Raw genomic sequence first — 25,912 nt, 5'->3', positions numbered from 1 at the left:
GAGAGAGGTTAAGCTCTTGCTGCTTTCAAGGTATCAGCAATCAAGAAAGCGAGTTCTAGTGCTTGCTCGCCATTTAGGCGTGGATCGCAATGGGTATGGTAGCGATCCCCAAGGTCTTGTTCACTGATCATGTAAGCGCCACCAATGCATTCCGTTACATTCTGGCCGGTCATTTCGAAGTGTACGCCACCGGCGTGAGTGCCTTCAGCTTTGTGAACTTCGAAGAAGCCTTTCATTTCACGAAGAATAGAGTCTACACTACGTGTTTTATAGCCGCTGGATGCTTTGATTGTATTGCCATGCATTGGGTCAGAGCTCCAAATGACTTGCTGACCAGATGCTTTAACAGCACGAACTAAGCTTGGAAGGCATTCGGTGATCTTATCTGCCCCCATACGAGCAATCAGCGTAATTCGACCTGCTTCGTTTTCCGGGTTTAGCGTTTCTAGCAGCTTTTCTAGATCTTCAATTTTGGTGCTTGGGCCGACTTTAATGCCAATCGGATTTTTAACACCGCGAAGGAATTCTACATGGGCGTGATCTGGCTGACGTGTACGATCGCCAATCCATAACATGTGTGCAGAGCAGTCATACCAGTTGCCGGATAGGCTGTCTTGGCGAGTTAGCGCTTCTTCATAGCCCAGTAACAACGCTTCATGGGAAGTGTATAGCGAAGTTTCATGCAGTTGCGGGGTGTTTTGCGCGGTAATGCCACAAGCTTCCATGAAGCGCATGGTTTGATCGATCTGATCCGCTAAATCCTGATACTTGTTACTAAGTGGACTGTTAGTTACAAAGCTTTGGTTCCACGCGTGGACTTGTTGTAGATCAGCGAAGCCGCCGCGAGAAAAAGCACGAAGCAAATTCAGTGTGGATGCTGCTTGATGGTAAGCCGTCACTAAACGTTCGGGATCTGCCTGCCTAGCGGATTCAGTGAATTCAATTCCATTGACTATATCGCCACGGTAGCTAGGTAGTTCAATACCGTTAGCTGTTTCCATATCGCTGGAGCGGGGCTTAGCGTATTGTCCTGCGATACGGCCTACTTTCACGACAGGGCAGCTGGCTGAGAAGGTCATCACAATGGCCATCTGCATCAAAACTTTGAATGTATCTCGGATTTTGTCTGCATTGAATTCGCTGAAGCTTTCTGCACAGTCACCGCCTTGTAGCAAAAATGCTTTGCCTTGCGCTACTTGTGCTAGATCAGTTTTTAGCTGATTGATTTCGCCTGCAAATACCAATGGTGGCATTTGGGATAGGGTGCTTTCGGCTTTGTTTAGCGCAGCTGCATCAGGGTACTGTGGCTGCTGAACAATAGGTTTATCTCTCCAGCTTGAAGGAGTCCAAATCTTGGTAGTCATGTGTTTTTCCTGCTTCCTTACAGCGCTAATACGTATTTTGGGCTGTAGGACGAATAATCTGGGTAAAAGGGCAAGTAATACTTGCTGAAACTAAAGATGTGATACGGCCTGTCAGTTATGTGCAGGTAGCACTAAACCCACAGGCCTAGATAAAGTAGGACTGAGAATAAAAGGCAAGAGCAGAAGAGTCTGCTGATAGTTGTTTTAGGAAACTCGCAGGTGCGTTATTCACTGTAAACTTCGTGTATTCTCAAAAATGTTTCAGTCAGTATAAAGGTAATTAAGCTGTCTTTATACCTGTTAGATTACGGAAGGATACATCTTTTGCGGTATTAAGGAAATCCACCATAAACTCAGCGTCTTTTTGATCTTCACGGATCGCGGCGTAAAGCGTACACCAAACACCTTTCTCGCCTAAAGGTTTGGAAACGATGTAATCGCGCTGAATATACTCGTGCATAGCCCAGTTGGGTAGGGCGGCTACACCGCGTCCACTAGCAATCAACTGCATCATCATTACCGTTAATTCTGCTGTGCGTATTGCGGCAGGTTCAACACCAGCTTCGTCTAGGAAGTGGTTAAAGATATCTAAGCGTTGTGGTTCTACAGGATAGGTAATCAACGTTTCTTGAGCGATATCTTCTGGGTGGATAAAGCGTCGTGCCATTAAACGATGTTGCTTACTGATCGCTAAGCGCGATTCGTAAGTGAACAGCGGTATGTAAGCAATACCGTTGCGAGGCTCAGGGTCCGCTGTAATAACTAAATCTAAATCGCCGCGAGCAAGCGCTGGTAGCGGTTGAAAGCTGAAACCACTGGATAGATCTAGCTCAACTTCTGGCCAATGCTGACGGAAGTGGTCTATTGTTGGCATTAGCCAATCAAAACAGCTATGGCATTCAATGCATAGGTTTAAACGCCCAGCTTCGCCGCCAGCGAGTCGCCCTATGTCGCGTTCGGTATTGCGTATCATAGGAAGTATTTCATCCGCTAACGTAAGTAGGCGCTGACCTGCACTGGTGAAGCAAATAGGCTTGGTTTTGCGAATGAATAGAGAGCAATTGAGGCGATCTTCGAGGTCTTTGATCTGATGAGAAAGAGCTGATTGAGTCAAATGGACGCGTTCTGCTGCTTCGACCAAGCTGCCTGCATCTCTTAAGGCAGATAGTGTTTTCAGGTGGCGCAGTTCAATCATCGATTCCTTCTCCGTTTAGGCTCATTTAACCGCGGTAATAGGCAGTATAGTACGCTCGAGCGATAAAGAGCAGGTAAGCAGTAAATTCACTGCTTACCTGTTATCGGATTGCTATTTTACAAGAAGAAACTCTAGCAGAGCTTTTTGTGCGTGAAGGCGGTTTTCTGCCTCATCGAAGACTACAGAGCGCGGATCCTCAAGCATATCTACACTGATCTCTTCGCCACGATGAGCTGGAAGGCAGTGCATGAATAGAGCGTCTTCATTAGCTTTATCCATCAGCTCTGGAGAAACTTGGAAACCAGCGAATTTCTCTTCGCGCTCTTTCTGTTCCTCTTCCTGGCCCATAGATGCCCAAACATCGGTCACAATCAGGTCGCTACCAGTTACTGCTTCCTCTGGAGAGCGAGTAATAAATACGCGATCCTTATTGATTTCGACTAGATCCATATCTGGGTCGAAGCCTTCTGGGCAAGCGATATTAAGTTTGAAATCAAACTGGCGTGCTGCATTGATATAGGAGTGGCACATATTGTTGCCGTCACCGATCCAAGTCACCGTTTTACCTTGAATATCGCCGCGATGTTCAAAGTAAGTCTGCATATCAGCTAGTAGCTGACATGGGTGGTATTCGTCTGTCAGGGCATTGATAACCGGTACAGAGGAATTGGCAGCAAACTCTTCTACAAGCTGGTGGCTGAATGTGCGGATCATAACAACATCAACCATACTTGAGATTACTTTAGCGCTGTCGCTAATCGGTTCACCACGGCCAAGCTGGGTATCACGAGGCGATAGGAACATCGCGTGACCACCAAACTGTGCCATACCAGCTTCAAAAGAAACGCGGGTACGAGTTGATGATTTTTCAAAAATCATCGACATCACTTTATTTTTAAGCGGTTCGTAAACTTCACCACGATTACGGATCGCCTTCAGTTCACTTGCGCGTTTAACTAGGGTGCGTAGTTCTTCAGAAGATAAATCGAGCAGGGTTAAAAAATGTCTAGTACTCATTGTTCTCTACGTTCGTCTGCAGGGCTCGAGTCTTGGCTGATTGGATCGCGCTCATCAGCCGCATATACGCGAATAATTTGAGATAGCGTGTTAACTAATAGATCAGCTTCGCTATCTGTCATGGTTAATGGCGGTAGTAGGCGTACAACTTTGCCTCCGCCTGTAATATTAAGAAGAATGCCTTTGATTTTGGATAGGACTGCTAACTCAGTACCTGCTTCGCTCAATTGGATTGCGATCAATAGGCCCTTGTTACGAATCTCTTCCACATAATCAGTGTGACCAAGCTGCTCCTCTAAACCTGAAGTAATGCGGTTGCCAAGTTCAGCAGCGCGATCACATAGATTTTCATCGATGATGGTATTCACAACGGCTAATGCAGCAGCGCAAGACAGTGGGTTGCCACCATAAGTTGAACCATGAGTGCCGGCGATCAAAATGCCAGTTGCTTTACCGCGTGCAAGGCAGGCACCAATCGGTACGCCATTACCTAAACCTTTAGCTGTAGTTACAACGTCCGGCAAAATGTCGTTATGCTGGTAAGCAAAGTATTTACCTGAACGGCCATTGCCTGTTTGGACTTCGTCCAGCATTAATAGCCATTCGTTAGCATCGCAGATGTCACGCAGTTGATTCAGATAATCGTCAGCAGGGATTTGGATGCCTGATTCGCCTTGAATCGGCTCAGCAAGGATTGCAACGATATTAGGGTTGTTAGCTGCAATTTTTTTGATAGCTTCAATATCGTTGAAGGGCGCGCGAACGAAACCGCTAACTAGCGGCTCAAAGCCTGCTTGAGCAGCACGGTTACCTGTTGCGCTTAATGTAGCCATCGTACGACCGTGGAAAGAATTTTCCATAACGATAATCGCTGGGTTTTCGATGTTGCGAACGATATGACCGTAACGGCGAGCAAGCTTAATCGCTGCTTCATTCGCCTCAGCACCTGAGTTGCCAAAAAATACATTGTCCATACCTGAAATGTTAGTCAGGCGGTCGGCAAGTTGTTGCTGATTTGGAATGGTGTACAAATTAGACGTATGCAATAGGTTGCTAGCTTGATCGCAAATCGCATGAGTCACTGCTGGGTGCGAGTGGCCTAGACCGCATACAGCTATACCGCTTAACGCATCAAGGTATTTGTTTCCGTCAGTATCATACAACCAGCTGCCTTCTCCGCGTTCGAACGCTACGGACAACCGGTTGTAGGTAGTCATAATCGATTCTACAGCCATTATTTTTATCTTCCCTACAACGCAAAAAGGCAGCCAAAGCTGCCATTTAAAGGACGAATAATAGGCAGCTTTGCGGCTTTTCGCAACCGTTTTGCCGGATAAATTTGCCTTGTTTTGGGAAATTGGGGATTGAGGTATGAATGGTTACTTAGAATAGCTAATTAATTTTTTTTATTAACTCTATAAAGAAAAGCAAATATACATTGTCAGAGTAAAATGGTCGGATATGTGGTACATTGTTCACCACAGCACAAAAACGGTTGTGCATCCTACATAAAGTATTTTATAGGTGTATGAATGAGCGTAATTGATACCATCAAAGAGCAGATTGAAGGTAATGATATTCTTCTTTACATGAAAGGAACGCCGCGTTTTCCTCAGTGTGGCTTCTCTTCACGTGCTTCAGAAGCAGTGATGGCTTGTGGTGAACGTTTTGCTTTTGTAAATATTCTGGAAAATCCAGATATCCGTGCAGAACTACCAAAATATGCAAACTGGCCGACATTCCCTCAGCTATGGGTTAAAGGTGAGTTGATTGGTGGTTGTGACATTATCTGTGAGATGTCAGAAAACGGCGAGCTAGCTGAAGTGATCAAAGAAGCAGCAGCGGGTTCCGAAGAGCAAAGCGCTGAGTAATTTTAGATAGATTATTGCTTGATTTTATAGCGGTCTTTTCTATCATAAAAAACCTAAACGCTAGATAGCATTTTAATGGAGAAATAGCACAATGGGCGTACTTGTAGGCAAACAGGCTCCTGACTTTACAGCACCAGCAGTACTAGGTAGCGGCGAAATCGTTGACGCTTTCACACTGTCTGAAGCAACTAAAGGCAAAAAAGCGGTAGTATTCTTCTACCCACTGGACTTCACATTCGTTTGTCCTTCTGAGCTGTTAGCTTTTGATCACCGTATCGAAGAGTTCAAGAAGCGTAACGTTGAAGTGATCGGTGTTTCTATCGATTCTCACTTCTCTCACAACGCATGGCGCAACACGCCGGTAAACGAAGGCGGTATCGGTGCAGTAAACTACACGCTAGTTGCAGACATGACTCACAGCATCTGCCAGTCTTACGATGTTGAATCTGAAGGCGGCGTAGCTTTCCGTGGTTCTTTCTTAATCGACGAAGACGGTCTAGTACGTCATCAAGTTGTTAACGATCTACCTCTAGGTCGTAACGTTGATGAAATGCTTCGTATGGTTGATGCGCTTGCATTTCACCAAGAGCACGGTGAAGTTTGCCCAGCTGGCTGGAATCAAGGTGATAAAGGTATGGACGCATCTCCAGAAGGTGTTGCTAAGTACCTATCTGAAGAAGCAGACAACCTGTAATCTTCACCAAATTTATTGCTAATAAAAAACCCGCTTACTAGCGGGTTTTTTTGTATCTGGGTATTGGTGGTTACAAGAAATTATTCGTAATCATCATACTGGTCTACCATGTCCCAGCCGCCAAGCTCTTTCCAACGATTTACGATAATGCAAAATAGCTCTGCTGTTTTCATCGTGTCGTAAAGTGCGGAGTGCGCCTGTTTACCATCAAATTCGATGCCTGCAACCTGACAAGCTTTCGCAAGAACAGTTTGACCAAATGCAAGGCCGGCTAGTGTTGCAGTATCGAAAGTAGAGAAAGGGTGAAATGGGTTGCGTTTTATATCTTCTCGATTCGAAGCTGCGTTTACAAAGCTCTGATCGAAAGATGCATTGTGGCCAACTAAGACTGCACGTTTACAATCATGGGCTTTAAGCGATTTTCGCACAGCGCGGAAAATCTCTTCTAGTGCTTCTCTTTCAGGTACTGCTTCACGATCAGGATCGTAAGGGTCGATGCCTGTGAAATCCAAGGCTGATTGCTCAAGGTTTGCGCCTTCAAAAGGTTCTACCTGTGCTTCGAAGCTCTTGTCGATAATCAAAAAGCCGTTTTCATCCATGGTCAAAGTTACGGCTGCAATTTCGAGTAATGCATCAGTACGGGCATTGAAGCCTGCAGTTTCAACATCGACTACGACTGGTAAAAAACCGCGAAAACGGTTTGCCATTGGGTGTTTTGTGGCGCTATGGTTGCTCAATGGATGCCCTTACTTTGGTAGAGGGTTGCCTTTAAATTTTGGCAATATTCTAGCAGTGGAAGTGCAGTCACTCCAATCGTCTACTCAAGAATATTTAAAATTGGCCGTAATAATACAAATACTTATATAGCTTTATCATTAAAATTGATTCCTTGCCCTTATATATTGTTTTTCTGGGGTATAATTTTATTCGTTGCAGACTTGGTGTGATTGGCGGTTCTATTGTGTTTATTCGCGTATTTTCATTGTTATGTATCGCAGTGCTTTCGCTACAGGTGCATGCTGTGACCTTTCGTAGCTCCATCGATGATTCTAAATGGGAGCTAGAGGCTTCTAAATTTACGTGCCAGTTGAGTCAGGTTATCCCTTCATTTGGTAATGCTGTTTTTGAGCATGAAGCGGGTGAGTTAGTGCGTTTTATGCTTAAGCCAACTGAGACTATTCATTTTCAGAAAGGCGGCAAACTTGTAGCTGAAGCGGCTCCTTGGCAGCCTGGAATAGTGCCAAAATATATCGCTGCAGTGAAAGCTGAAGAGAGGACGGGGCATATTAAAGTAGAGCCCAAACACGCTCAAAATATGTTGGCGGCTCTTTATAAAGGGATGATGCCGACATTTACTACGGATGAGTGGTACGGAACTAACGAATCATTGCGTGTATCAGTATCTGCTGTGAATTTTCAGTCAGCCTATGATGATTATGTTGCTTGTACAGCTGGATTGTTGCCTGTTAATTACCGACAGGTAGCTAGAACAGCTATTCTCTTTCCATCTGCTCAATGGCGGTTATCGGATGCATCAAGGGAGCGATTGGATTTGATTGCTCTATACGTTAAAAACGATGACGCAGTGAAAGGTGTTTATGTTGATGGTCATTCCGATAACATGGGCCGTAGATTAATGAACCGAGATATTTCCAAGCGACGCGCGGAGGAAGTGACAGCATACTTGATCAGTTTAGGTTTGGAGCCAACCATGATTACAACTCGTTATCATGGTGAACGTTATCCGGTGGTTGAAAATAATAGTCGCAAAAACCGGGATCGTAACCGTCGAGTTACTATTCGTTTGGAAAAAGATTAATCGGTCTATATTGCTATTAACTCCTTTTATTAATTTGCCCTGCGGCAGATGCGTTGCAGGGTAAAGTTCTGCTATAATACCGCGCTTAAATTGAATATCCCTTTCGGCCCGTGTCGGGGCGAATATTGTTCGCAAGTTGGAGCTTGAGAATGTCCGAGATCAAAAAGGTCGTTCTGGCCTATTCCGGTGGATTAGATACGTCTGTTATCGTTCGCTGGTTGCAAGATGAATACAATGCCGAAGTAGTTACATTCACTGCTGACTTAGGTCAGGGTGAAGAGGTAGAGCCTGCACGTGCTAAAGCTGAAGCTTTGGGTGTAAAAGAGATTTACATCGAAGATCTACGCGAAGAGTTTGTTCGTGACTTTGTATTCCCAATGTTCCGTGCGAACACAATTTATGAAGGTGAGTACCTTCTAGGTACATCTATTGCTCGCCCACTAATTGCTAAGCGCTTGATTGAAATCGCTAACGAGACGGGTGCTGATGCAATATCTCACGGGGCGACTGGTAAAGGTAATGACCAGATTCGTTTTGAGCTAGGTGCTTATGCGCTTAAGCCGGGTGTTCATGTTATTGCGCCATGGCGTGAGTGGGATCTAACTTCCCGTGAGACGCTTATGAAATACTGTGAAGATCACAATATCGAAGTTGATTTTGCTAGCAGTAAGAAAAAATCTCCATACTCAATGGATGCTAACCTTCTTCACATCTCTTACGAAGGCGATATCCTTGAAGATCCATGGCAGGAAGCTGAAGAAGATATGTGGCGTTGGTCTGTATCTCCTGAGCAGGCTCCTGATGAAGCAACTTACCTTGAGTTGACTTACGAAAAGGGTGACATCGTTGCGATCAACGGTGAACAAATGAGCCCAGCGACTGTTCTTGAATACCTGAATAAAGTAGGTGGTGAGAATGGTGTAGGCCGTTTAGATATCGTAGAAAACCGCTTCGTAGGCATGAAGTCTCGTGGTTGTTACGAAACTCCTGGTGGCACAATTATGCTTAAAGCGCACCGCGCTATTGAGTCGATCACACTTGATCGCGAAGCTGCTCACCTTAAAGATGAGTTGATGCCGCGTTACGCTAAAGTTATCTACAACGGTTTCTGGTGGTCAGAAGAGCGTAAGATGCTTCAGAAGATGATCGATGAGTCTCAGCAAGTAGTAAACGGTGACGTTCGTCTTAAGCTATATAAAGGTAACGTTATTGTTGTTGGTCGTCGTTCTGATGACAGCTTGTTCGATGAGAATATTGCAACATTTGAAGATGATGCAGGTTCTTATGATCAGAAAGATGCGGCTGGCTTTATCAAGCTAAACGCTTTGCGTATGCGTATTGCTGCAGGTAAAGGAAGAAGCTTTTTAGATGATTAATTTTGTCTAAATATGCAGAAAAAACCCCGTAGTGACCCTACGGGGTTTTTTATTGTGCGATAGATGGCCTAAACTTTGATAATGGTCTGATTTATATGCTACTTTTGCTGTTATCTAAACTATGCAGAATCTATGGAAATCAACTACTCAGGAAAGTCTGCTTTAATCGTAGACAGTAAGCTCGACGATCTCGGGGCATTACGCCAAATCCTGGGCCGTATGGGTGTGGGGCAAGTACAGGTTGCTTCCTCGGTTAATATGGCGTTGAGCCTGATGCGTGAATTGACCTTTGATCTTTGCTTTGCTGCTTATGATATGGGCAAAGGCGAAAAAAATGGTCTGCAGCTACTTCATGAAGCTAATGCTGAGGTTATCCTTCCTGAGGCGAGTACTTATTTCCTCATTGTTGATCCAGAAAGTTCTGAGCTTCTTTTCGGTTCTTTAGAAAACTCACCTGATACTTATATTTCAAAACCTTTTGACCAAGGAAAGGTACGTCATCGTCTGGAAAAACAGCTGCGGATTAAAGAGGCTATTCGGCCAATTGAGCAGTTATTGGACGAAGAGCATTATGAAGAGGTGTTGGAAAAGGGTAGGGCGCTTGTTAATCATTATCCTGGTTTAAATATATTTCTTCAGCGGGTTAATGGTATTGCTCTATTGAGGATGAAGCGTTTTACTCAAGCTAAAGAGCTCTTTATGGGGTTGACGAGTAAGCGTGATTTACCTTGGGCTGAAGTAGGAAGAGGGGTCGCGCATTTCAATTTAGGTGAATATGATGATGCATTGAGTTGTCTTAATCGTATCGTTGATCAGCAGCATGTGTGTGTTGAAGCATATACTTGGTTGGCTCGGATTTATCGGGTTAAAGGTGAGTTGAGTAGAGCTGTCACGCTGATGCGAAAAGCTGTAATGATTCAGCCTACAGTTCCTGAATTGCAAAGTGAGTTGGCTGATTTGGCTTCTCAGACGGGTGAGTGGGATATCGCAAAGGATGCTTACCAGCAGGCAGTTCGTTATGCGCGCTATTCAGTCTTTCAAACCCCGTCTCATTATTTTGGTTTGGTTAGATCCTTGATTCAGGCAAATAAAACTAGATTGTCTGAAGTGGAAACGGATGTTGTTCGCATTCTGGAGGATGTGGTGCTTGATCATCCTGATGATCAGGAAGTTATGTTTCGAGCCAAGCTCATAAATTGCGATCTTTATCGTCAAGAGTCTACTGAGTCTCGTAAGCGTTTGGAGCAGATGCTTCAGCAAACGTTGAATTTCTTCCTACGCATGGATGTCGATAACCAGTGTAAATGGTTAGATGTTTTGGTTGATGCGGTTCATGGTTATGAGTTAGAGGATGAAGTTCAGATTAAACGAAGAGATCTGAACCGAGTGATGGTTGAGAAAGATTGGGGTAAGGCAAATTATGCCGCTATGAGTAGTTTTCGTGGTGGTGATTTGGATCGGGCATTTTTAATGTTTGGTCGAGCTAATGAATTGCTACCAAGTCATACGGGTATTGCGCTTAATTTGGTTCAGGCAGGAATTGAAAAAGCCAAAAGAGGTCAGAATGCGCTATGGATCTTGTTATCTGTTCGTGATGTTTTGGCAACTATTTCTTATGGGGCGTTGTCTGAAAAGCAGCAGCAGCGTTATTCGGCTCTAGCTGAGCGTTTTGCTGAGCAGTACAACCAACTAAATCATTTTAAGAAAGAAGAGGATGAAGACCCGTTAAGCCAGGAGCTTTAAGGGCTTATTTACAGAGTTTCATCATCTCCTATCAGGAAAGAATGAGAAGATTTTTCCAGTTGTTCACTCTCTCCTTCTCCGCGATTGATATTACGCGCAAGTTTACGACCCAATAATTTCTTCTGTGCCATTGGTGGGAGGTCAGTAAACATAATAAGGTTTTTACTAATAAGGACGTCTACCAAATCTTCAAAAATACGAGCAACGGCCATATCTGACTGTTGAAGGAACTCTTCTGCAGAAAACTCTTCATCGTTAATGGATAAAAAATCCATTACTTCCTTGTTTTTTATATCAACTGCTTCAGCGCCTGCTTGAGGGGTTTCTGAAAGGCTTATGATCCGGCCTTCTTCATTGCGTATAGCGTATAACATATTGATTTGATACATTGGATAAGTTGTTAATGTACATACTATATATTGTTTCTTTGAGCATTGCTCTCAAATAAGGTTAAGGTCTCGGTAAATGGAAGCGGTTCAGGACCCTTTGCTCGGTTGTCTGGTTCATCTCAGTAAGCAAAATCATAAGCCTTTTTCACCGGAGGTATTGTGTGAAGGTTTGCCGTTGCTTGATCATAAATTAACCCCTAAGTTATTTATTCGAGCTGCTAAGAGAGCAGGGTTTGCTGCTCAAATATTACCTCGCAAGCTTACAGATATATCTCCTCTTGTCCTTCCTGCCGTGTTAATACTTGAAAATGATCAGGCTTGTATTCTGCAAGAGATAGATCATGAAGCTGGACAAGCTACAATCATTCAACCAGAAAGTGGTGGTGAACATCATCTGGCGCTAGATGAATTGGCTGCCTCATATACCGCTCACGCAATTTTTGTTCGTCTTGAATATCGATTCCAGCAACAAGTTTCTAAATTGCTAGAAGGACATCAAGGTCACTGGTTTTGGGGAACAATTAAACGTTCGACCGCGATATATCGAGATGTCTTAATAGCTTCTTTTTTGATTAACCTCTTTGTTATCGCAAACCCGCTCTTTGTTATGAATGTTTATGATCGTGTTGTGCCTAACAATGCGATAGAAACATTATGGGTGTTAGCGATTGGCGTATTGATCGTATATTTGTTTGACTTCGGGCTGAAGATGCTGAGGTCCTATTTTCTTGAAATAGCTGGAAAGAAAGGGGATGTCATACTATCAGCGTTGCTTTTCGAAAAGGTTTTATCACTGAAATACAGCGCACTTCCTGCATCGGTTGGTTCTTTTGCTAGTAATCTGCGTGAATTTGAAAGTATTAAGGGCTTTTTAAGCTCAACGACAAATGTTGTTTTTATTGATCTACCATTCGCTATTCTCTTTTTAATTGTCATCGGCTTTATTGGCGGGCCACTGGTTATTGTTCCTCTTGTCGCAATTCCGTTGATTATACTTGTATCCTTTATTGTTCGACCTTACTTAAAAGAGGCTGTTGAAAAGACGTTTGCGTCTAACTCGCAAAAGAGCGCAACCTTGATTGAAAGTTTAACTGCTATGGAAACTGTGAAAACCCAACGGGCAAGTTCGTCGTTGCAATTGGGTTGGGAGCAGGCTGTTGGCTATATCGCCAAATGGAGCCTTCGTTCACGCATGTTGTCAGCATCAGTGGTCAATTTTGCTGCACTAGCTCAGCAATTAACATCTGTGGGTATCATTATTACGGGCGTTTATCTGATAAGTGAAAGAGAGCTGACTATGGGGGCTCTGGTTGCTTGTGTGATGTTATCAGGTAGAGCAATAGCGCCAATGAGCCAGGTGGCTAATCTTGTTATTTCGTTCCATCAAGCATCAACTGCTTTAAAAGGCTTGAATGAAATTATGGAACTGCCTTCAGAGCGTACTGATGAGCAGCAATTTGTGCATCGACAAGAATTAGAAGGTGCTATCGAATTCAAAGATGTCAGTTTTGCTTACCCTAATGAAGAGCAAAAGGCATTGGATAGGGTTTCTTTCAGTATTAAACCGGGCGAAAGCGTTGCGCTAATTGGTCGAATTGGTTCAGGTAAGTCTACCATAGAAAAATTGGTGCTTGGGCTTTACGGGGCAACAGAGGGTTCAGTTCGAATCGATGGTATAGATATCAATCAGATTGATCCGGTCGATTTGAGGCGTAACTTTGGTTACATGCCTCAGGATATTATGTTGTTTGCTGGCAGTGTGCGAGACAACATCGTCATAGGATCTCCTCAAACTGAAGATGATCGCTTGGTTGAGGTTGCTAAATTGACTGGTGTTTCCGATATGGTAAATCGTCATCCTCAAGGCTTTGATATGCAAGTGGGTGAACGCGGTGCTGCGTTGTCGGGTGGTCAGAGGCAGACGGTTGCGGTTGCACGCTCTCTTATCCATGATCCTAATATTTTGATTTTGGATGAGCCGACTGCATCGATGGATAATTCCTCTGAAGAGCAGATTAAAACCATGCTTAAGGCTTATGCAAAAGATAAGACGATGCTGGTAGTGACTCACAAAATGTCGTTGTTGAGCTTAGTTGATCGAATCATCGTTATGGATGCTGGTCGAGTGGTAGCAGATGGCCCGAAAGAAGCGGTGTTGGATGCGTTAAAGCAAGGTCGTCTTCAGGTGCAGAGGTAAGATCATGGCTCAAGCTAAAAAAGATTTACATTATATGTCTAGCGTGAGTGAAGCCATGGCTGAGCAAAGCCCTAAGGGGGCTAGTGCTTTGCTTTGGGCGATGCTTATCTTTGTTGTGGTTGCCATCGTTTGGGCTTTCTGGGCTGAACTGGACGAAATTACTCGCGGTGATGGTGAAATTATTCCTTCAAGCCAGTTACAAGTGATCGAGACTCTAGAGGGCGGTGCTTTATCAGAAATCTTGGTGCGTGAAGGCGATATAGTTGAAAAGGGGCAGGTGCTTTTACGGATTGATGATATCCGCTTCTCAAGCTCGTTTAAGGAAAATCAGGTACGCCAGTACGAGTTGGTTGCAAAGGCGGCGCGTTTGCAAGCTGAAGCAGATAATACTGAATTTGTGCCGCCTCAGGGTTTCCCAATTGAATATCAAAGTATGCTTGCTCAGGAAAAAAGCCTATTTGTGACGCGTAAGGCTGAAATGCTTGCTGGGCTCGGCGGTTTAGAGCAGCAGGTAGAGCAACGTAAGCAGGAATTAAAGGCGGCTCAGTCTCAGGAGCGTCAGCTTGAAAGAAGTTATGGTTTATTAAAGCGCGAGCTAGATATTACTCGGCCTCTACTGAAAGAAGGGGTTATTTCAGAAGTTGAATTTCTGAGATTAAAGCGCCAGTTGAATGACTTGCAAGGTGAATTATCAGGCGTACGACTTAATATCCCAAGAATTGAATCTACCCTGCAGGAAACTAAGCAAAACCTTGATGGTGCTGAATTGCAGTTCAGGAATGAAGCACGTCGAGAGTTGAATGAGGTTGTAGCTGAAAGTGCGCGAATCCAACAGGCCCTAACGGGTATGAATGACCGTATTGATCGTGCTGAAGTAAAGGCACCGGTTAAAGGTACGGTAAAACAGCTACTGGTTAATACAGTGGAAGGGGTTGTTCAGCCAGGAGATGAGCTATTAAACATCATACCTTGGGAAGATAAGTTGCTGGTTGAAGCGAGAATAAGACCTTCTGATATTGCTAATATTGCCCCAGGGCAAGCGGCTGTAATTAAAGTGTCGGCCTATGATTTTTCTATTTACGGTGGTGTTGATGCGTCTGTGGTATTTGTGAGCCCAAGTACCATTCTCGATGAAGAGGGGGAAAGTTACTACTTGGTCAGATTGGAGACTGATAAGCCTTATCTTGGAGCGGTAGAAGCTGAACTGCCTTTAATCGCTGGTATGACGGTAAGTGTGGATATTTTGACAGGTAAGAAAACGGTAATGGATTATCTGTTAAAGCCAGTGCTTAAGGCGAAAGATAGAGCGCTTACCGAGCGCTAATGATTGATAAATCAAAGTGTTCTAATTTGTGGTAAATCAACAACTGGTGTAAAAAATACTAAGTTATTTGCATTAAGTAATTAACCATAATAAGTTTATGGCTTTGTTTTATAGTAATGTAAATGAGAATCGTCTAAATAAGCTTTGTCGGCTTGTGGGTATTAGTTAGACGTTATAAAATTGTGCGCCGCGGCTATAGGGATAATTATATGCTCAGGTGCCGCGGATTATGGATATTATGCAGTTATTCTTTCTAGGGAACCGACCGAAAGTTTTGGATCGATGGCTTAAGCTGCTCGTGGACTGGCAGCCTGAGGTTTTGTCGATTTCTGAGCTTTCATCGAAATTGTCGGCGATCAAGAAGGGCATTGTTCTAATGCACCTTAGCTCGGTTGATGATAAGAGTAGTCAGCTAGTATTCAGTTTCAAAAAGGATAATCCCGAAATCATTTTGATTGTATGTACCGATGCTCCATCTGAAGATGAAGGTATCCGCGCACTGCAATCAGGTGCTAACGGATATACCAACACGTATGTTACAGGTTCATTGCTAACGGAAGTGGTGAAAACTGTACTCCGTGGTGATATTTGGGCAGGGCCTGAACTTCTACAAAAGCTACTTAAAAGACTTTTGGGGGGGATGACTGTCGCAGATAGCAAAGTGGACACCGCAGAGACTGTAGATTGTTTTGAAGGATTAAGTGGTCGCGAGCAAGACGTGCTTTCTGTTTTAACGACAGGAGCAAGTAATAAGGAAATTGCCAGAGAGTTAGATATTACTGAACGAACAGTGAAAGCGCATCTGAGTTCTATTTTTCAGAAAACAGGGGCTGCTGATCGGGTTGCACTAGTTTTAATGGCTAGTAAACAACCAGCTTAAATCAATCAGTTTTATCGGCTAGCGACTACAAACTATTTATATTTTAAGGCGGGATTTATGTTCAGGTCAGTTGTTGCTGGTGTGCTTCTGGGGGCGGTAAGTTCATCGGTTTACAGTACTACTCTTGAGAACGTAGTTGCAGAAGGGTTAAGTAATAGCCCGGAAGTACAGCGTGCTATAAATGCACGTAATGCGGTCTATCAAGAGGTTCGACAAGCTAAGGCCGGTTACCTGCCAAGTGTTGATGTTGCTGCTGGTATTGGTTATGAATGGACAAATAATACGACTACTCGAGCTAATGGTGGTGATGTAGAGCTAACACGCGGCGAAGGTAGTCTAAGTATTAGGCAAATGTTGTTCGATGGTTTTGCGACGTCTAGTGAAGTAAAGCGTCAAAAAGCTCGTGCGATTTCGGCTGATAAAAGAGTTGTTGAAACGGCCGAGACTTATGCATTAGATGCGGCTAGGGCTTATATCGAATTAAATCGTCGTAACGTCCTTCTTCAGCAGGCTAAGGAAAATCTTTTTAACCACGTCAAAATTTATGATCAGATCAAACGCCGATCTGAATCAGGTGTTGGGGCTTTGGCCTCTATACAGCAGGCTGAAGGTCGTTTGGCGTTGGCTGAAGTGAACACTTTAGCAGCAGAGAATAACTTACTGGACGCTAAAGTAAATTATCAGCGAGTTACTGGGTTGATGGCGCCAGTAGAGGTTATCTATCCTGAGCTGGTAAGTGTTAAGGTGCCTGAATCTTTGGATGCGGCAACAGAGACTGCATTGAGCAATCATCCTACATTGCAAGTTGCAGAAGCTGATACAGCGGCAGCAGTTGCTCAATATAATGCAGCAAAACGTAATTATTATCCTCGTGTAGATTTTGAAGTCGATCGTACTTGGAACAATAATCTTGATGGTGTTGACGGGGTGAACGAAGATCTTACTGCTATGGTGAGATTGCGTTATAACCTCTATAACGGTGGAGCTGATCAAGCACGTGTTCGTCAAACTCAGCATCAGATAGAAGAGGCTAAATCTGTTCAAAACAGAAGTCACCGTGAGGTCCTTCAGAGTGTAGAGCTATCTTGGAATGCTTATTCCATTCTTTCGAGGCAGTTACCGTATTTAGAGCAACACGTTGCTTCAAGCCAAAAAACGCGTAACTCTTATCAAAAGCAGTTTAATATAGGGCAGCGTTCTTTGCTTGATTTGTTGGATACTGAGAATGAAGTATTCTCATCAAAAAATGATCTGACTAATGCTCTGCATGATCAATTAATTGCACAGTACCGCGTAGTAAATGGTATGGGCACATTGTTAGATGCTTTGAAATTATCTTTGCCTGAGCCGAATTTAGGTGATGTTGAGCAAGATCTGCCTGTTCAAAAAGAAGCGGAAAAAGAAGAAGCTGCTGCGTCGTAAGGAAAATATTGAAAAGGGCTGGTGAAGTTAATTAAAATTAGTCCTCAACCTTATTTTAAAAGGGTTGCCATTGGCAGCCCTTTTTCTTTTGCATAAAGAGATATCATGAAATCTCATAAAATCAGTCAAGCTCCAATCCCAATGCGTAATGTGGGTCCTATTAAAATTACAGGGCCTGTATTAGATGAAAAAATTAGTGTTCCTTTAGCGACTTATGAGACGCCTTTATGGCCTTCTGTGGGGCGTGGTGCAAGGGTTTCTGCATTGACTGATGGTATCAAAACCACTGTGATAGACGAACGCATGAGTCGTTCCATTCTGCTTGAGGCAGATGATGCAACTGAAGCGATGCTTGCTCTGAATTCGATTAAATCTCGTATGGATGATATTAACGAGGTGGTTTCACAGAGTAGTCGTTTTGCCAAGCTTATCGATATGAATAGCCAGATCGTTGCAAATTTGATCTATCTTCGCTTGGAATTTACGACGGGTGACGCCTCAGGTCATAACATGGTGACTAATGCTGCAGATAAGATTATTCCGTGGATATTGTCTGAATATCCGCAGCTTCGTTATTCATCTATCTCAGGTAACTATTGCTCAGATAAAAAAGCGACAGCTGTTAACGGTATTCTTGGCCGCGGTAAATATGTGGTAACCGAGATTTTAATACCGCGTGATATTTGTGAAAGACGCTTAAAGACAACACCTGAAAAAATGGTTGATCTTAATATTAAGAAAAACCTGATTGGGACTATGGTTGCAGGTGGCCTGCGCAGTGCTAATGCTCATTATGCGAATATGCTTTTGGCATTTTATTTGGCTACAGGCCAAGATGCAGCCAATATTATCGAAGGTTCACAGGGGATTGTGCATGCTGAAGTACGTGGTGATGATCTTTATTTCTCCTGTACTTTACCTAACCTAATTATGGGCTCTGTTGGTAATGGTAAAGGGATCGACTTCGTTGAAGATAACTTAGCTGCTTTAGGATGCAAAGAAGATAGAGAGCCGGGTGAAAATGCTCAACGTTTAGCCGCTATCTGTGCTGCAACTGTGTTATGTGGCGAGTTATCTTTGCTAGCCGCACAGACAAACCCTGGTGAACTAATGGAAGCTCACCTGAAGTTGGAGCGCTAATGTCAGATCTGACTAATGATCGAAAGCTTGAACATATAAGAGCTATAGAAAATGATCCTTTAACTGATCGTTCTGGAAGGTACTTTGATCGTATTCATTTGATGCATCGAGGTCTACCTGAGGTCGCCTTGAACGATGTTGATAGCTCATGTGAATTTTTAGGTTATCAGTTAAGTTTCCCTTTGTTGATATCCTCAATGACAGGCGGTGATCATCAGTTAGTAAAGCAGATCAATCATAATTTGGCGAAAGCTGCTCAGGCAACGGGTGTTGCTATGGCAGTTGGTTCACAACGCGTTATGTTTACATCTCCTGAAGCTAAAGAAAGCTTTGCTCTGAGAGAATTAGCTCCGGATGTACCTCTTATTGGGAATCTTGGTGCTGTTCAACTTAATTATGGAGTGGATTTAGAGCAAGCGCAGCAAGCTATTGAATGTCTGGGTGCAGATGCTTTGTATCTTCACCTTAATCCTCTACAAGAGGCGGTTCAGCCTGAAGGAGATACAGATTTCTCTCATCTTGCTGAGAAAATAGAGTCTCTTGTAACTCAGTTAGATGTGCCTGTTTTTCTTAAAGAGGTTGGAAGTGGTTTATCTCCTGCTGATATCGAGCTGGGATTAAAGGCAGGTATCAAAACCTTTGATTTAGCTGGAACAGGCGGGACTTCTTGGAGTCGGATAGAGCATCATCGTAGAAAAGATCAAAGTGATTTAGGTCTTAAGTTCCAAGATTGGGGAATTCCAACCCCTGTTGCCCTAAAAATGGCTAGCCCATATCGCGATGTTGCCACATTAGTTGCAAGTGGTGGCTTAAGAGATGGGATTGATATGGTTAAATCTGTTATACTCGGCGCCTCTTTATGTGGCATAGCAGGTCCGCTGTTAAAACCAGCAATGGAATCTGCTGATGCAGTGATAGCAGAAATAGAAAAAATTAAAGCAGAGTTCAGAACAGCCATGTTTCTGCTAGGTGTCCGGGATATAGCGTCTTTATATAATAACCGGGCCCTTGTTTTAGACGAGAGTTAGGATCGAGACCCAAGAATGTCAGTTGGTATTGACGAAATCAGTTTCTATACATCCAATTATTATCTGGATTTAAGAACACTGGCGAATGTTCAGAAAATTGAGTCAGAAAAGTATTATCAGGGAATAGGCCAAGAGAAAATGTCTATGGCTGCACCTGATGAAGATGTAGTTACTATGGCTGCAAATGCTGCTTATCCATTAATTGAAAGGGTAGGTACAGATTCAATTAGTACATTGCTTTTTGCTACAGAAACGGGTGTAGACCAGTCTAAGGCTGCAGGCGTTTATGTGCATAGATTGTTAGGATTGAATTCTAACTGTCGTGTTGTTGAGCTAAAACAGGCGTGTTACAGCGCAACAGCTGCTATTCAAATGGCGTGTGCGTTAGTCGCTCGACAGCCAGAAAAAAAGGTTTTGGTCATTGCGTCAGACATTGCTCGATATGACCTGGACACCTCTGGAGAGGCGACCCAAGGTTGTGGTGCTGTCGCTATTTTGATCTCTGCAAACCCTCGTCTAATCGAAATCGATCCAGAAGTTGGTAATCATACTGAAGATGTGATGGATTTCTGGAGACCAAATTACCGTACGACTGCACTTGTTGATGGTAAATACTCTACCAAGATATACCTTAAATCGCTGAAAAAGGCTTGGGAAAACTTTGTGGAAGTTAGCTCTCTCGCGTTTAGTGATTTCTCTCACTTTTGCTATCACTTGCCGTTTAGCCGCATGGCGGAAAAAGCGCATAAACATCTAGCAAAGGTAAACAAAGTAGGTCTTTCTTTAGAGCAAATTGAAGAGCAGGTTGAAGAAACACTTTATTACAACCGTATCATTGGCAACAGCTATACAGCTTCAATGTATATCGGTCTGACCTCTTTGCTTGAGAACTGCAAAGAAAATTTGGCTGGTAATAAAGTTGGTTTCTTTAGTTATGGCTCTGGTTGTGTAGCTGAGTTTTTCTCTGGAACGGTGGTTGCAGGTTATGATAAATGTCTTCATACCATAAAGCATAAGGACATGTTGGATGCTCGCCAAGAAGTAAGTTATGACGAGTATTTGAATCTGTATCGCCACCCAGACCCTCGTGATGGAGAACATCATGATATCCCTAATGCTACGACTGGGCGTTTCCGTTTGGCTGCGATCAGCGGTCATAAGCGAGAATACGTTAGCTGTTAATGAAGGCAATAGCCCCAGGGAAACTAATACTGAGTGGTGAGCACTCAGTTGTCTATGGGGCGCCTGCTATTGCGATGGCTGTTACATCCTCTGTAACAGCTTCATATACTCCTACCGCGAGTCTGAATTTATCAGTTTCTTCTGATGTTTTCGGTTGCTTTTCTAAGAATATAGCTACATTTAAACTCTTTTCTGAACAGCTTGATCAACGTTTTAATCTGTTTTTACAAGGAAAGCTCGCTGTTGCAGATGTTCTCTCATCTCCTTCGGATCTGCTCTTTTATACCTTGTCGCAGCTTGGTTTTGATAGGGTTGGTCAGATCTTGATAGCGAGTGATATTCCAGCAGGTGCTGGTATGGGTTCCTCTGCTGCAGTGATTGCAGCATTGCTAAAGTTGGCTGAAGCTGCTTCTCAGCAAGAATTGAATAAACGGGAATTCTTCAAGTTAGTACGCCACTGTGAGAGATTGCAGCATGGTCGTGGTAGTGCGATAGATGCTGCTGCGACGACTTTCGGAGGTGTTGTTAAAGTTCAGAACGACCATGTAACGCTATTGCCTGAAAAAATAGGCGATAACTGGTTTCTCTGGAATAGCGGTTCACCTAAATCATCAACGGGTGAAACGGTTTCGGCTGTACGTGAGTCATTTGAGTTTTCAACAATTTGGCAGCATTTTAAACAGGTCACTCAGGATTTTGAACGAGTTATCTATTCACCAGATGATCAGCAGAAATTAGATCTCATCCAAGAAAATCAGCGCCTATTACAACAGATTGGCATAGTGCCACATGCCGTTGCTAATGTTATTCAGCGTATAGAGTTGATGGGTGGAAGTGCGAAAGTTTGTGGTGCAGGCAGCAGCTCTGGGGATGCCGGTGGTTTGGTATTAATCTATGCTCCTAAAGGGAATGCTGCTGAGATAGCTAGCAGTTTAAATATCCATCTACAGCCTTTAAAAATTAGTTATCAAGGAGCACATATTGAATCGGATTAAAGTGACTGTGCCTGGCAGTTTAATGCTGATGGGTGAACACGCAGTGCTTTTTGGTCATAAGGCTTTAGCTTGTGCTGTGGATAAATATATTCACATAGAGTGCGAACCTATATCAACACAAGAAGTGCTGATTGACTCGGCACTAGCTCAATACCGAAGCCCTCTTAAAGATTTGGTTGCTGATGACCGGCTGAGCTTCGTGTTGGCTGCCGTTGCAATGTATGCAGATCGTTTGCCTTCAGGTATTAAAGTTACAATCCGTTCAGAGTTTTCTCATACCGTTGGCCTGGGTTCTTCAGCCGCGGTCACTGCTGGTGTGGTCGCTGCACTCGCATCTTTTGTAAACGATGAAACGGATCTAGATAGCTTATTCGATCGCTCACTAGCAGTTGTTCATCAAGTACAAGGTGGACGAGGATCAGGAACTGACCTTGTGGCTAGTATCTTTGGTTCAATCGTTTCTTACCGTGTTAAGCCAAGAAAGATCAATGCACTGTCAGCTCTACCCGACATATCGCTTTACTACGCGGGATATAAAACGAAAACACCAGATGTATTGAAACATGTAGAGGATTTAGCGAGTCATTATCCTGAGCTTTACCAGCAGATCTATCAGCTAATGGGGTCGGTAACGGACAACGCTGAACAGGCAATAGCCCAACAGGATTGGCAGCAACTTGGTCAATTAATGAATAATTACCAAGGCTTAATGGACGCATTAGGTGTAGCAGATAAAGCGATTTGCGATATTGTGTATTCGCTTCGCCAAAGCGAGCATATTACCGGTGCTAAAATTTCAGGTTCGGGCCTTGGGGATTGTGTGATTGCACTCGGTTCAGATCCAGATCTATATATAGCTTACGAACAAATTCCAGTCTCAGTTTCGGCACAAGGGGTTAGCATTGAGCATTACTAAGCAGAGTGTAGTGGCATCGTTTCTTCCAGAGCAAACTATGCCGGGTACGACAGCAGAAGCGTTTGCGCCAAGTAATATCGCCTTGTGTAAGTATTGGGGTAAACGTGATGTTGAGTTGAACCTGCCTATCAATGCTTCATTATCTATATCGTTGGGTGAGCTAGGTAGCTGTACGAAAATCACGCCATCGGAAACTGGTGATCAGGTCTATCTGAATGGCGAGCTGCAGAGTGAAGATTCCTCCTTTGCTCGGAAAGTCGTCTCGTTTATTGATCTTTTTCGTCGAGATCTGGATCAAACGGTTAAGGTAGAAACAACCAATAATATTCCAACAGCGGCTGGGCTTGCGTCTTCAGCTTCCGGTTTTGCTGCACTTATGTTGGCGATTAACGGCTTTTATCGTTTTGATCTTGATCAGAAAGTCCTGTCGGCGTTTGCGCGAATTGGTAGTGGTAGTGCATCCCGCTCAATCTACCAAGGGTTTGTTGAATGGTCCAAAGGCGAGCAAGAAGACGGCATGGATAGCTGTGCAGAACCTTTAGCGGTTAATTGGCCAGGGTTTAGAATTGGTTTGTTAAAAGTTGCTACAGGTGCTAAAAAAATCGATTCTCGTTCTGGTATGCAACGTACAGTTGAATCGGCTGATCTCTACCAATCTTGGCCTGCTCAAGCTGAGAAGGATCTGAATATAATTAAGCAGGCTATAACTGCACAAGATATGGGCCTATTAGGCCAAACTGCAGAGCAAAATGCTCTGTCCATGCATGCGACCATGATTGCTTCATGGCCGCCGCTTTTGTATTGGCAGCCAGAATCTGTAGCGGCTATGCATCGTGTATGGGAATTAAGATCGTCGGGCGTAGAAATTTATCTGACAATGGATGCCGGCCCTAACCTTAAACTCCTATTTGACGCGAAAAATGAAGCTGCGGTTCGCGAGGCTTTCCCGGAGTTAACCGATATGGATCTGGTCGCGCCCTTTGGTTAAGTGAGTATGCCTACTCATCATGATCATTCAGACCAGAGCTCTTCAGCATTCATTCTGACTCGGAATCAGCACGACACTCGCGAGGGAATCGTGCTGACCTATTGGGTCTGTTCAGAGCATCATGCTTTTCCGATTTCTATTACTCAGCAAGAGGCGGTGCTTTTTGTTCTTGATGAGCAAGTTCCTCGAGTTAAAACATTACTGAGTCATCTCCGAGACTGGCGCGTCAATAAAGTTGATCTGACTGATCTGCAGTATCGTGGCGTTACCGCAATATACAGCCAAACTTTAAAAACCTATCGCCAAATTCAAGAGTTACTGCATCTACATAATATTGTCATGATGGAAGATGATATACGTCATGCAGATCGCTACCTGATGGAGCGGTTTATTCAAGGTGGTGTACAAATTAGCCATGTGAATGAACAGGTCCGTTTAAAGTCAGATACGTATACCCCCAATTTACGCATCCTTTCTATTGATTTAGAAACGACGATGAAAGCGGACAATATATTGTCCGCTGCATTCTATGCTGATGACTTTCAATTGGTATTGATGCAGGGGGAAGGTGTAGATAGTGATGGGCTTGAATATGTTACTGATGAAACAGCTTTGTTGCAGCGATTTATTCAAGTGGTGGCGGAATATGACCCCGATGCGTTTATTGGTTGGAACGTAGTTGGCTTTGATTTTCGGGTACTACAAAAACGTGCTGAGGCACTGCGTATTCCACTTGTTCTAGGTCGTGACAAGTTGCCTTTAAAGCTGCATGAATCGGCTCAAGGTAAGCTTTTTGTACGTATGGCAGGGCGAATTGTATTAGATGGCATTGATACCCTCAAAGGTGCAACTTATCAGTTTGAAAGTTTTGCCTTAGAAAATGTCGCTCGGGAGATGCTAGATCGAGGTAAGTTGATAGACCATGTCGATGATCGTGGCGGTGAAATACAACGGTTATTTAGAGAAGACAAAGAGTCTTTAGCTCGTTATAACCTAGAAGATTGCCGATTGGTTTGGGAGATATTTGAGCATGCTGATCTGATTAATTATCTTCTTGAACGGGCACGTCTAACGGGACTTGCTCTAGATAAAGTGGGAGGCTCAGCGGCAGCATTTGATAACCAGTATCTCCCTCTATTGCATCGATCAGGCTATGTGGCACCGCAATATGCTTCAGGGATGTCAGGGCTCAGTGCACCCGGTGGTTATGTAATGGACTCGCGTCCAGGCTTGTATAGACAGGTTCTGGTTTTGGACTTTAAAAGCCTGTACCCCAGTATTATTCGTACCTTTAAGATCGACCCTTATGGTTTGGCTGAGGGACTTAAAGAGGGAGCTGAATCTGAAGATTTAGTCCCCGGTTTTAACCACGCAATATTTTCGCGTAGTAAAACGATTTTGCCTGAGCTGATCGAGAAGCTTTGGGAGGCGCGAGATCAAGCAAAGCAGTTAAAAAACGCGGCATTATCCCAAGCAATAAAAATTATTATGAACTCCTTTTATGGTGTTTTAGGTTCAAACGTCTGCCGCTTTTTTGATCAACGACTCTCGAGCTCGATCACCTTGAGAGGACATGAAATCCTGACCAAGTCACGTGATCATATCGAATCAGAATTCGGTTTTAAGGTGATTTACGGTGATACTGATTCGGTTTTTGTCTGGTTAGGTGATGACTTCCCAGAAGAGCAAGCCAACAGTACAGGCCGTGCTGTAGCAGAACATCTCAATAGCTGGTGGAGTGAAAACCTAAAAGAGCGTTTCGAGCTAGATAGTCAGTTAGAAATCGAGTACGAGACGAACTATTGTCGGTTTTTAATGCCGACCATGCGCCATTCAGACAAAGGCACAAAGAAGCGTTATGCAGGGCTAAAGCGTTCTGGGGATGGTTCGACCAAGATGGTGTTTAAAGGTCTTGAAAACGTCCGTACAGATTGGACGCCTTTGGCTCGTGAACTTCAAGAGCATCTCTATGAACGTATTTTCATAGGCCAAGAGTGGCAGACGCTTCTTAAATCAACGGTCGAAGCGCTATTAGCGGGGAATTTAGATCACAAGCTCATCTATCGAAAGCGTATCCGTCAACGTTTGGATCAGTATGTGAAGAATAAACCACCTCATGTTCAGGCGGGTTTGAAAGCTGAGTATGGCTACCAAGTAAAAGGTCAACCTAGCCCGTATCGGTCAGGTTCTTATATTGAATATATGATGACTGTTAACGGCGCAGAACCCATTGAATTTTTGAGTTCGCCTTTAGACTATCAGCATTATCTGGATAAACAGGTGAGGCCAGTGTGTGAGACGATCCTGCAGTTTTTAGATGAAGATTTTGATGATCTCACGGCGCCACAACATTCGCTTTTTTAGCGATGTTG

22 protein-coding genes are annotated in these 25,912 nt (G+C 43.7%); 16 read left to right on the top strand and 6 right to left on the bottom strand.

Going from position 1 to position 25,912, the window contains the following annotated elements:
• Positions 1-8: 8 nt before the first annotated feature.
• The 4 genes from ACMXYS_RS12120 to ACMXYS_RS12105 form a co-directional block, all read right to left on the bottom strand.
• On the bottom strand, positions 9-1,364 hold the full coding sequence (locus ACMXYS_RS12120) for a class II 3-deoxy-7-phosphoheptulonate synthase (protein ID WP_415896655.1): 1,356 nt from the start codon (positions 1,362-1,364) through the stop codon (positions 9-11).
• A gap of 280 nt (positions 1,365-1,644) precedes the next feature.
• The gene (locus tag ACMXYS_RS12115; protein WP_415881872.1) at positions 1,645-2,559 is read right to left on the bottom strand and encodes a LysR family transcriptional regulator; all 915 of its coding nucleotides are present in this window, start codon (positions 2,557-2,559) and stop codon (positions 1,645-1,647) included.
• A gap of 111 nt (positions 2,560-2,670) precedes the next feature.
• On the bottom strand, positions 2,671-3,576 hold the full coding sequence (gene argF, locus ACMXYS_RS12110) for an ornithine carbamoyltransferase (protein WP_415896654.1): 906 nt from the start codon (positions 3,574-3,576) through the stop codon (positions 2,671-2,673).
• Positions 3,573-4,811, bottom strand: coding sequence for an aspartate aminotransferase family protein (locus ACMXYS_RS12105; RefSeq protein WP_415896653.1), 1,239 nt, complete (start codon positions 4,809-4,811; stop codon positions 3,573-3,575). The genes argF and ACMXYS_RS12105 overlap by 4 nt, the downstream gene beginning before the upstream one ends.
• Before the next feature lie 297 nt (positions 4,812-5,108).
• On the opposite strand from ACMXYS_RS12105, the gene grxD reads away from it, so the two are divergent.
• Entirely contained in the window at positions 5,109-5,447 is a 339-nt protein-coding gene (gene grxD / locus ACMXYS_RS12100; RefSeq protein ID WP_415896652.1) for a Grx4 family monothiol glutaredoxin, read from the top strand.
• Between the two features lie 91 nt (positions 5,448-5,538).
• Entirely contained in the window at positions 5,539-6,141 is a 603-nt protein-coding gene (locus ACMXYS_RS12095; protein ID WP_415887385.1) for a peroxiredoxin, read from the top strand.
• Between the two features lie 80 nt (positions 6,142-6,221).
• Here ACMXYS_RS12095 and rnt read toward each other — a convergent pair whose 3' ends face one another.
• Entirely contained in the window at positions 6,222-6,848 is a 627-nt protein-coding gene (gene rnt, locus ACMXYS_RS12090; RefSeq protein WP_415884669.1) for a ribonuclease T, read from the bottom strand.
• A 314-nt stretch (positions 6,849-7,162) separates the two neighbouring features.
• Here rnt and ACMXYS_RS12085 point away from each other — a divergent pair, with 314 nt between their 5' ends.
• From ACMXYS_RS12085 to ACMXYS_RS12075, 3 genes are all read left to right on the top strand, one after another.
• Positions 7,163-7,960, top strand: a complete 798-nt coding sequence (locus tag ACMXYS_RS12085) for a flagellar protein MotY (protein WP_415896651.1) — start codon at positions 7,163-7,165, stop codon at positions 7,958-7,960.
• A 149-nt stretch (positions 7,961-8,109) separates the two neighbouring features.
• On the top strand, positions 8,110-9,336 hold the full coding sequence (locus ACMXYS_RS12080; RefSeq protein ID WP_415881866.1) for an argininosuccinate synthase: 1,227 nt from the start codon (positions 8,110-8,112) through the stop codon (positions 9,334-9,336).
• Positions 9,337-9,468: 132 nt separating this feature from the next.
• Positions 9,469-11,079, top strand: a complete 1,611-nt coding sequence (locus ACMXYS_RS12075; RefSeq protein WP_415896650.1) for a tetratricopeptide repeat protein — start codon at positions 9,469-9,471, stop codon at positions 11,077-11,079.
• Positions 11,080-11,087: 8 nt separating this feature from the next.
• Here ACMXYS_RS12075 and ACMXYS_RS12070 read toward each other — a convergent pair whose 3' ends face one another.
• On the bottom strand, positions 11,088-11,468 hold the full coding sequence (locus tag ACMXYS_RS12070; protein WP_415881864.1) for a hypothetical protein: 381 nt from the start codon (positions 11,466-11,468) through the stop codon (positions 11,088-11,090).
• Positions 11,469-11,544: 76 nt separating this feature from the next.
• Between ACMXYS_RS12070 and ACMXYS_RS12065 the strand changes: the two genes are divergently transcribed.
• The 11 genes from ACMXYS_RS12065 to ACMXYS_RS12015 all read left to right on the top strand — a co-directional run bounded on the left by ACMXYS_RS12065 (position 11,545) and on the right by ACMXYS_RS12015 (position 25,904).
• On the top strand, positions 11,545-13,665 hold the full coding sequence (locus ACMXYS_RS12065; protein ID WP_415896649.1) for a type I secretion system permease/ATPase: 2,121 nt from the start codon (positions 11,545-11,547) through the stop codon (positions 13,663-13,665).
• 4 nt (positions 13,666-13,669) lie between these two features.
• Entirely contained in the window at positions 13,670-14,989 is a 1,320-nt protein-coding gene (locus ACMXYS_RS12060) for an HlyD family type I secretion periplasmic adaptor subunit (protein WP_415896648.1), read from the top strand.
• A gap of 229 nt (positions 14,990-15,218) precedes the next feature.
• Positions 15,219-15,869, top strand: a complete 651-nt coding sequence (locus ACMXYS_RS12055) for a helix-turn-helix domain-containing protein (RefSeq protein ID WP_415896647.1) — start codon at positions 15,219-15,221, stop codon at positions 15,867-15,869.
• Between the two features lie 57 nt (positions 15,870-15,926).
• Entirely contained in the window at positions 15,927-17,291 is a 1,365-nt protein-coding gene (locus ACMXYS_RS12050; protein WP_415896646.1) for a TolC family outer membrane protein, read from the top strand.
• A 105-nt stretch (positions 17,292-17,396) separates the two neighbouring features.
• Positions 17,397-18,431 (top strand): hydroxymethylglutaryl-CoA reductase, encoded by a 1,035-nt coding sequence (locus tag ACMXYS_RS12045; protein WP_415896645.1) that lies wholly within the window; start codon positions 17,397-17,399, stop codon positions 18,429-18,431.
• Complete coding sequence (fni, locus tag ACMXYS_RS12040) at positions 18,431-19,459, top strand: type 2 isopentenyl-diphosphate Delta-isomerase (protein WP_415896644.1); 1,029 nt, start codon at positions 18,431-18,433, stop codon at positions 19,457-19,459. Before ACMXYS_RS12045 ends, fni begins: the two co-directional genes overlap by 1 nt.
• Before the next feature lie 15 nt (positions 19,460-19,474).
• Entirely contained in the window at positions 19,475-20,641 is a 1,167-nt protein-coding gene (locus ACMXYS_RS12035) for a hydroxymethylglutaryl-CoA synthase (protein ID WP_415896643.1), read from the top strand.
• Positions 20,641-21,636 (top strand): mevalonate kinase, encoded by a 996-nt coding sequence (locus ACMXYS_RS12030; RefSeq protein ID WP_415896642.1) that lies wholly within the window; start codon positions 20,641-20,643, stop codon positions 21,634-21,636. Before ACMXYS_RS12035 ends, ACMXYS_RS12030 begins: the two co-directional genes overlap by 1 nt.
• Entirely contained in the window at positions 21,623-22,552 is a 930-nt protein-coding gene (gene mvk, locus ACMXYS_RS12025; RefSeq protein ID WP_415896641.1) for a mevalonate kinase, read from the top strand. The genes ACMXYS_RS12030 and mvk overlap by 14 nt, the downstream gene beginning before the upstream one ends.
• Positions 22,539-23,540: a diphosphomevalonate decarboxylase gene (gene mvaD, locus ACMXYS_RS12020; RefSeq protein WP_415896640.1), complete on the top strand. Its 1,002-nt coding sequence runs from the start codon at positions 22,539-22,541 to the stop codon at positions 23,538-23,540. Before mvk ends, mvaD begins: the two co-directional genes overlap by 14 nt.
• Before the next feature lie 6 nt (positions 23,541-23,546).
• Positions 23,547-25,904, top strand: a complete 2,358-nt coding sequence (locus ACMXYS_RS12015; RefSeq protein WP_415896639.1) for a DNA polymerase II — start codon at positions 23,547-23,549, stop codon at positions 25,902-25,904.
• The last annotated feature ends 8 nt before the right edge of the window (positions 25,905-25,912 follow it).

This window comes from Neptuniibacter sp. QD57_21 (assembly GCF_047778075.1).
In the GTDB taxonomy this organism is placed as follows: Bacteria; Pseudomonadota; Gammaproteobacteria; order Pseudomonadales; family Balneatricaceae; genus Neptuniibacter.
The sequence above is the reverse complement of the archived record's forward strand: the minus strand, read 5'-3'. Positions and strand labels throughout refer to the sequence as shown.

Coding starts and splice junctions, on each gene's coding strand:
- ACMXYS_RS12120 (WP_415896655.1), bottom strand. CDS start 1,364: ATGACTACCAAGATTTGGACTCCTTCAAGCTGGAGAGATAAACCTATT.
- ACMXYS_RS12115 (WP_415881872.1), bottom strand. CDS start 2,559: ATGATTGAACTGCGCCACCTGAAAACACTATCTGCCTTAAGAGATGCA.
- argF (WP_415896654.1), bottom strand. CDS start 3,576: ATGAGTACTAGACATTTTTTAACCCTGCTCGATTTATCTTCTGAAGAA.
- ACMXYS_RS12105 (WP_415896653.1), bottom strand. CDS start 4,811: ATGGCTGTAGAATCGATTATGACTACCTACAACCGGTTGTCCGTAGCG.
- grxD (WP_415896652.1), top strand. CDS start 5,109: ATGAGCGTAATTGATACCATCAAAGAGCAGATTGAAGGTAATGATATT.
- ACMXYS_RS12095 (WP_415887385.1), top strand. CDS start 5,539: ATGGGCGTACTTGTAGGCAAACAGGCTCCTGACTTTACAGCACCAGCA.
- rnt (WP_415884669.1), bottom strand. CDS start 6,848: ATGGCAAACCGTTTTCGCGGTTTTTTACCAGTCGTAGTCGATGTTGAA.
- ACMXYS_RS12080 (WP_415881866.1), top strand. CDS start 8,110: ATGTCCGAGATCAAAAAGGTCGTTCTGGCCTATTCCGGTGGATTAGAT.
- ACMXYS_RS12075 (WP_415896650.1), top strand. CDS start 9,469: ATGGAAATCAACTACTCAGGAAAGTCTGCTTTAATCGTAGACAGTAAG.
- ACMXYS_RS12070 (WP_415881864.1), bottom strand. CDS start 11,468: ATGTATCAAATCAATATGTTATACGCTATACGCAATGAAGAAGGCCGG.
- ACMXYS_RS12065 (WP_415896649.1), top strand. CDS start 11,545: ATGGAAGCGGTTCAGGACCCTTTGCTCGGTTGTCTGGTTCATCTCAGT.
- ACMXYS_RS12060 (WP_415896648.1), top strand. CDS start 13,670: ATGGCTCAAGCTAAAAAAGATTTACATTATATGTCTAGCGTGAGTGAA.
- ACMXYS_RS12055 (WP_415896647.1), top strand. CDS start 15,219: ATGGATATTATGCAGTTATTCTTTCTAGGGAACCGACCGAAAGTTTTG.
- ACMXYS_RS12050 (WP_415896646.1), top strand. CDS start 15,927: ATGTTCAGGTCAGTTGTTGCTGGTGTGCTTCTGGGGGCGGTAAGTTCA.
- ACMXYS_RS12045 (WP_415896645.1), top strand. CDS start 17,397: ATGAAATCTCATAAAATCAGTCAAGCTCCAATCCCAATGCGTAATGTG.
- fni (WP_415896644.1), top strand. CDS start 18,431: ATGTCAGATCTGACTAATGATCGAAAGCTTGAACATATAAGAGCTATA.
- ACMXYS_RS12035 (WP_415896643.1), top strand. CDS start 19,475: ATGTCAGTTGGTATTGACGAAATCAGTTTCTATACATCCAATTATTAT.
- ACMXYS_RS12030 (WP_415896642.1), top strand. CDS start 20,641: ATGAAGGCAATAGCCCCAGGGAAACTAATACTGAGTGGTGAGCACTCA.
- ACMXYS_RS12015 (WP_415896639.1), top strand. CDS start 23,547: ATGCCTACTCATCATGATCATTCAGACCAGAGCTCTTCAGCATTCATT.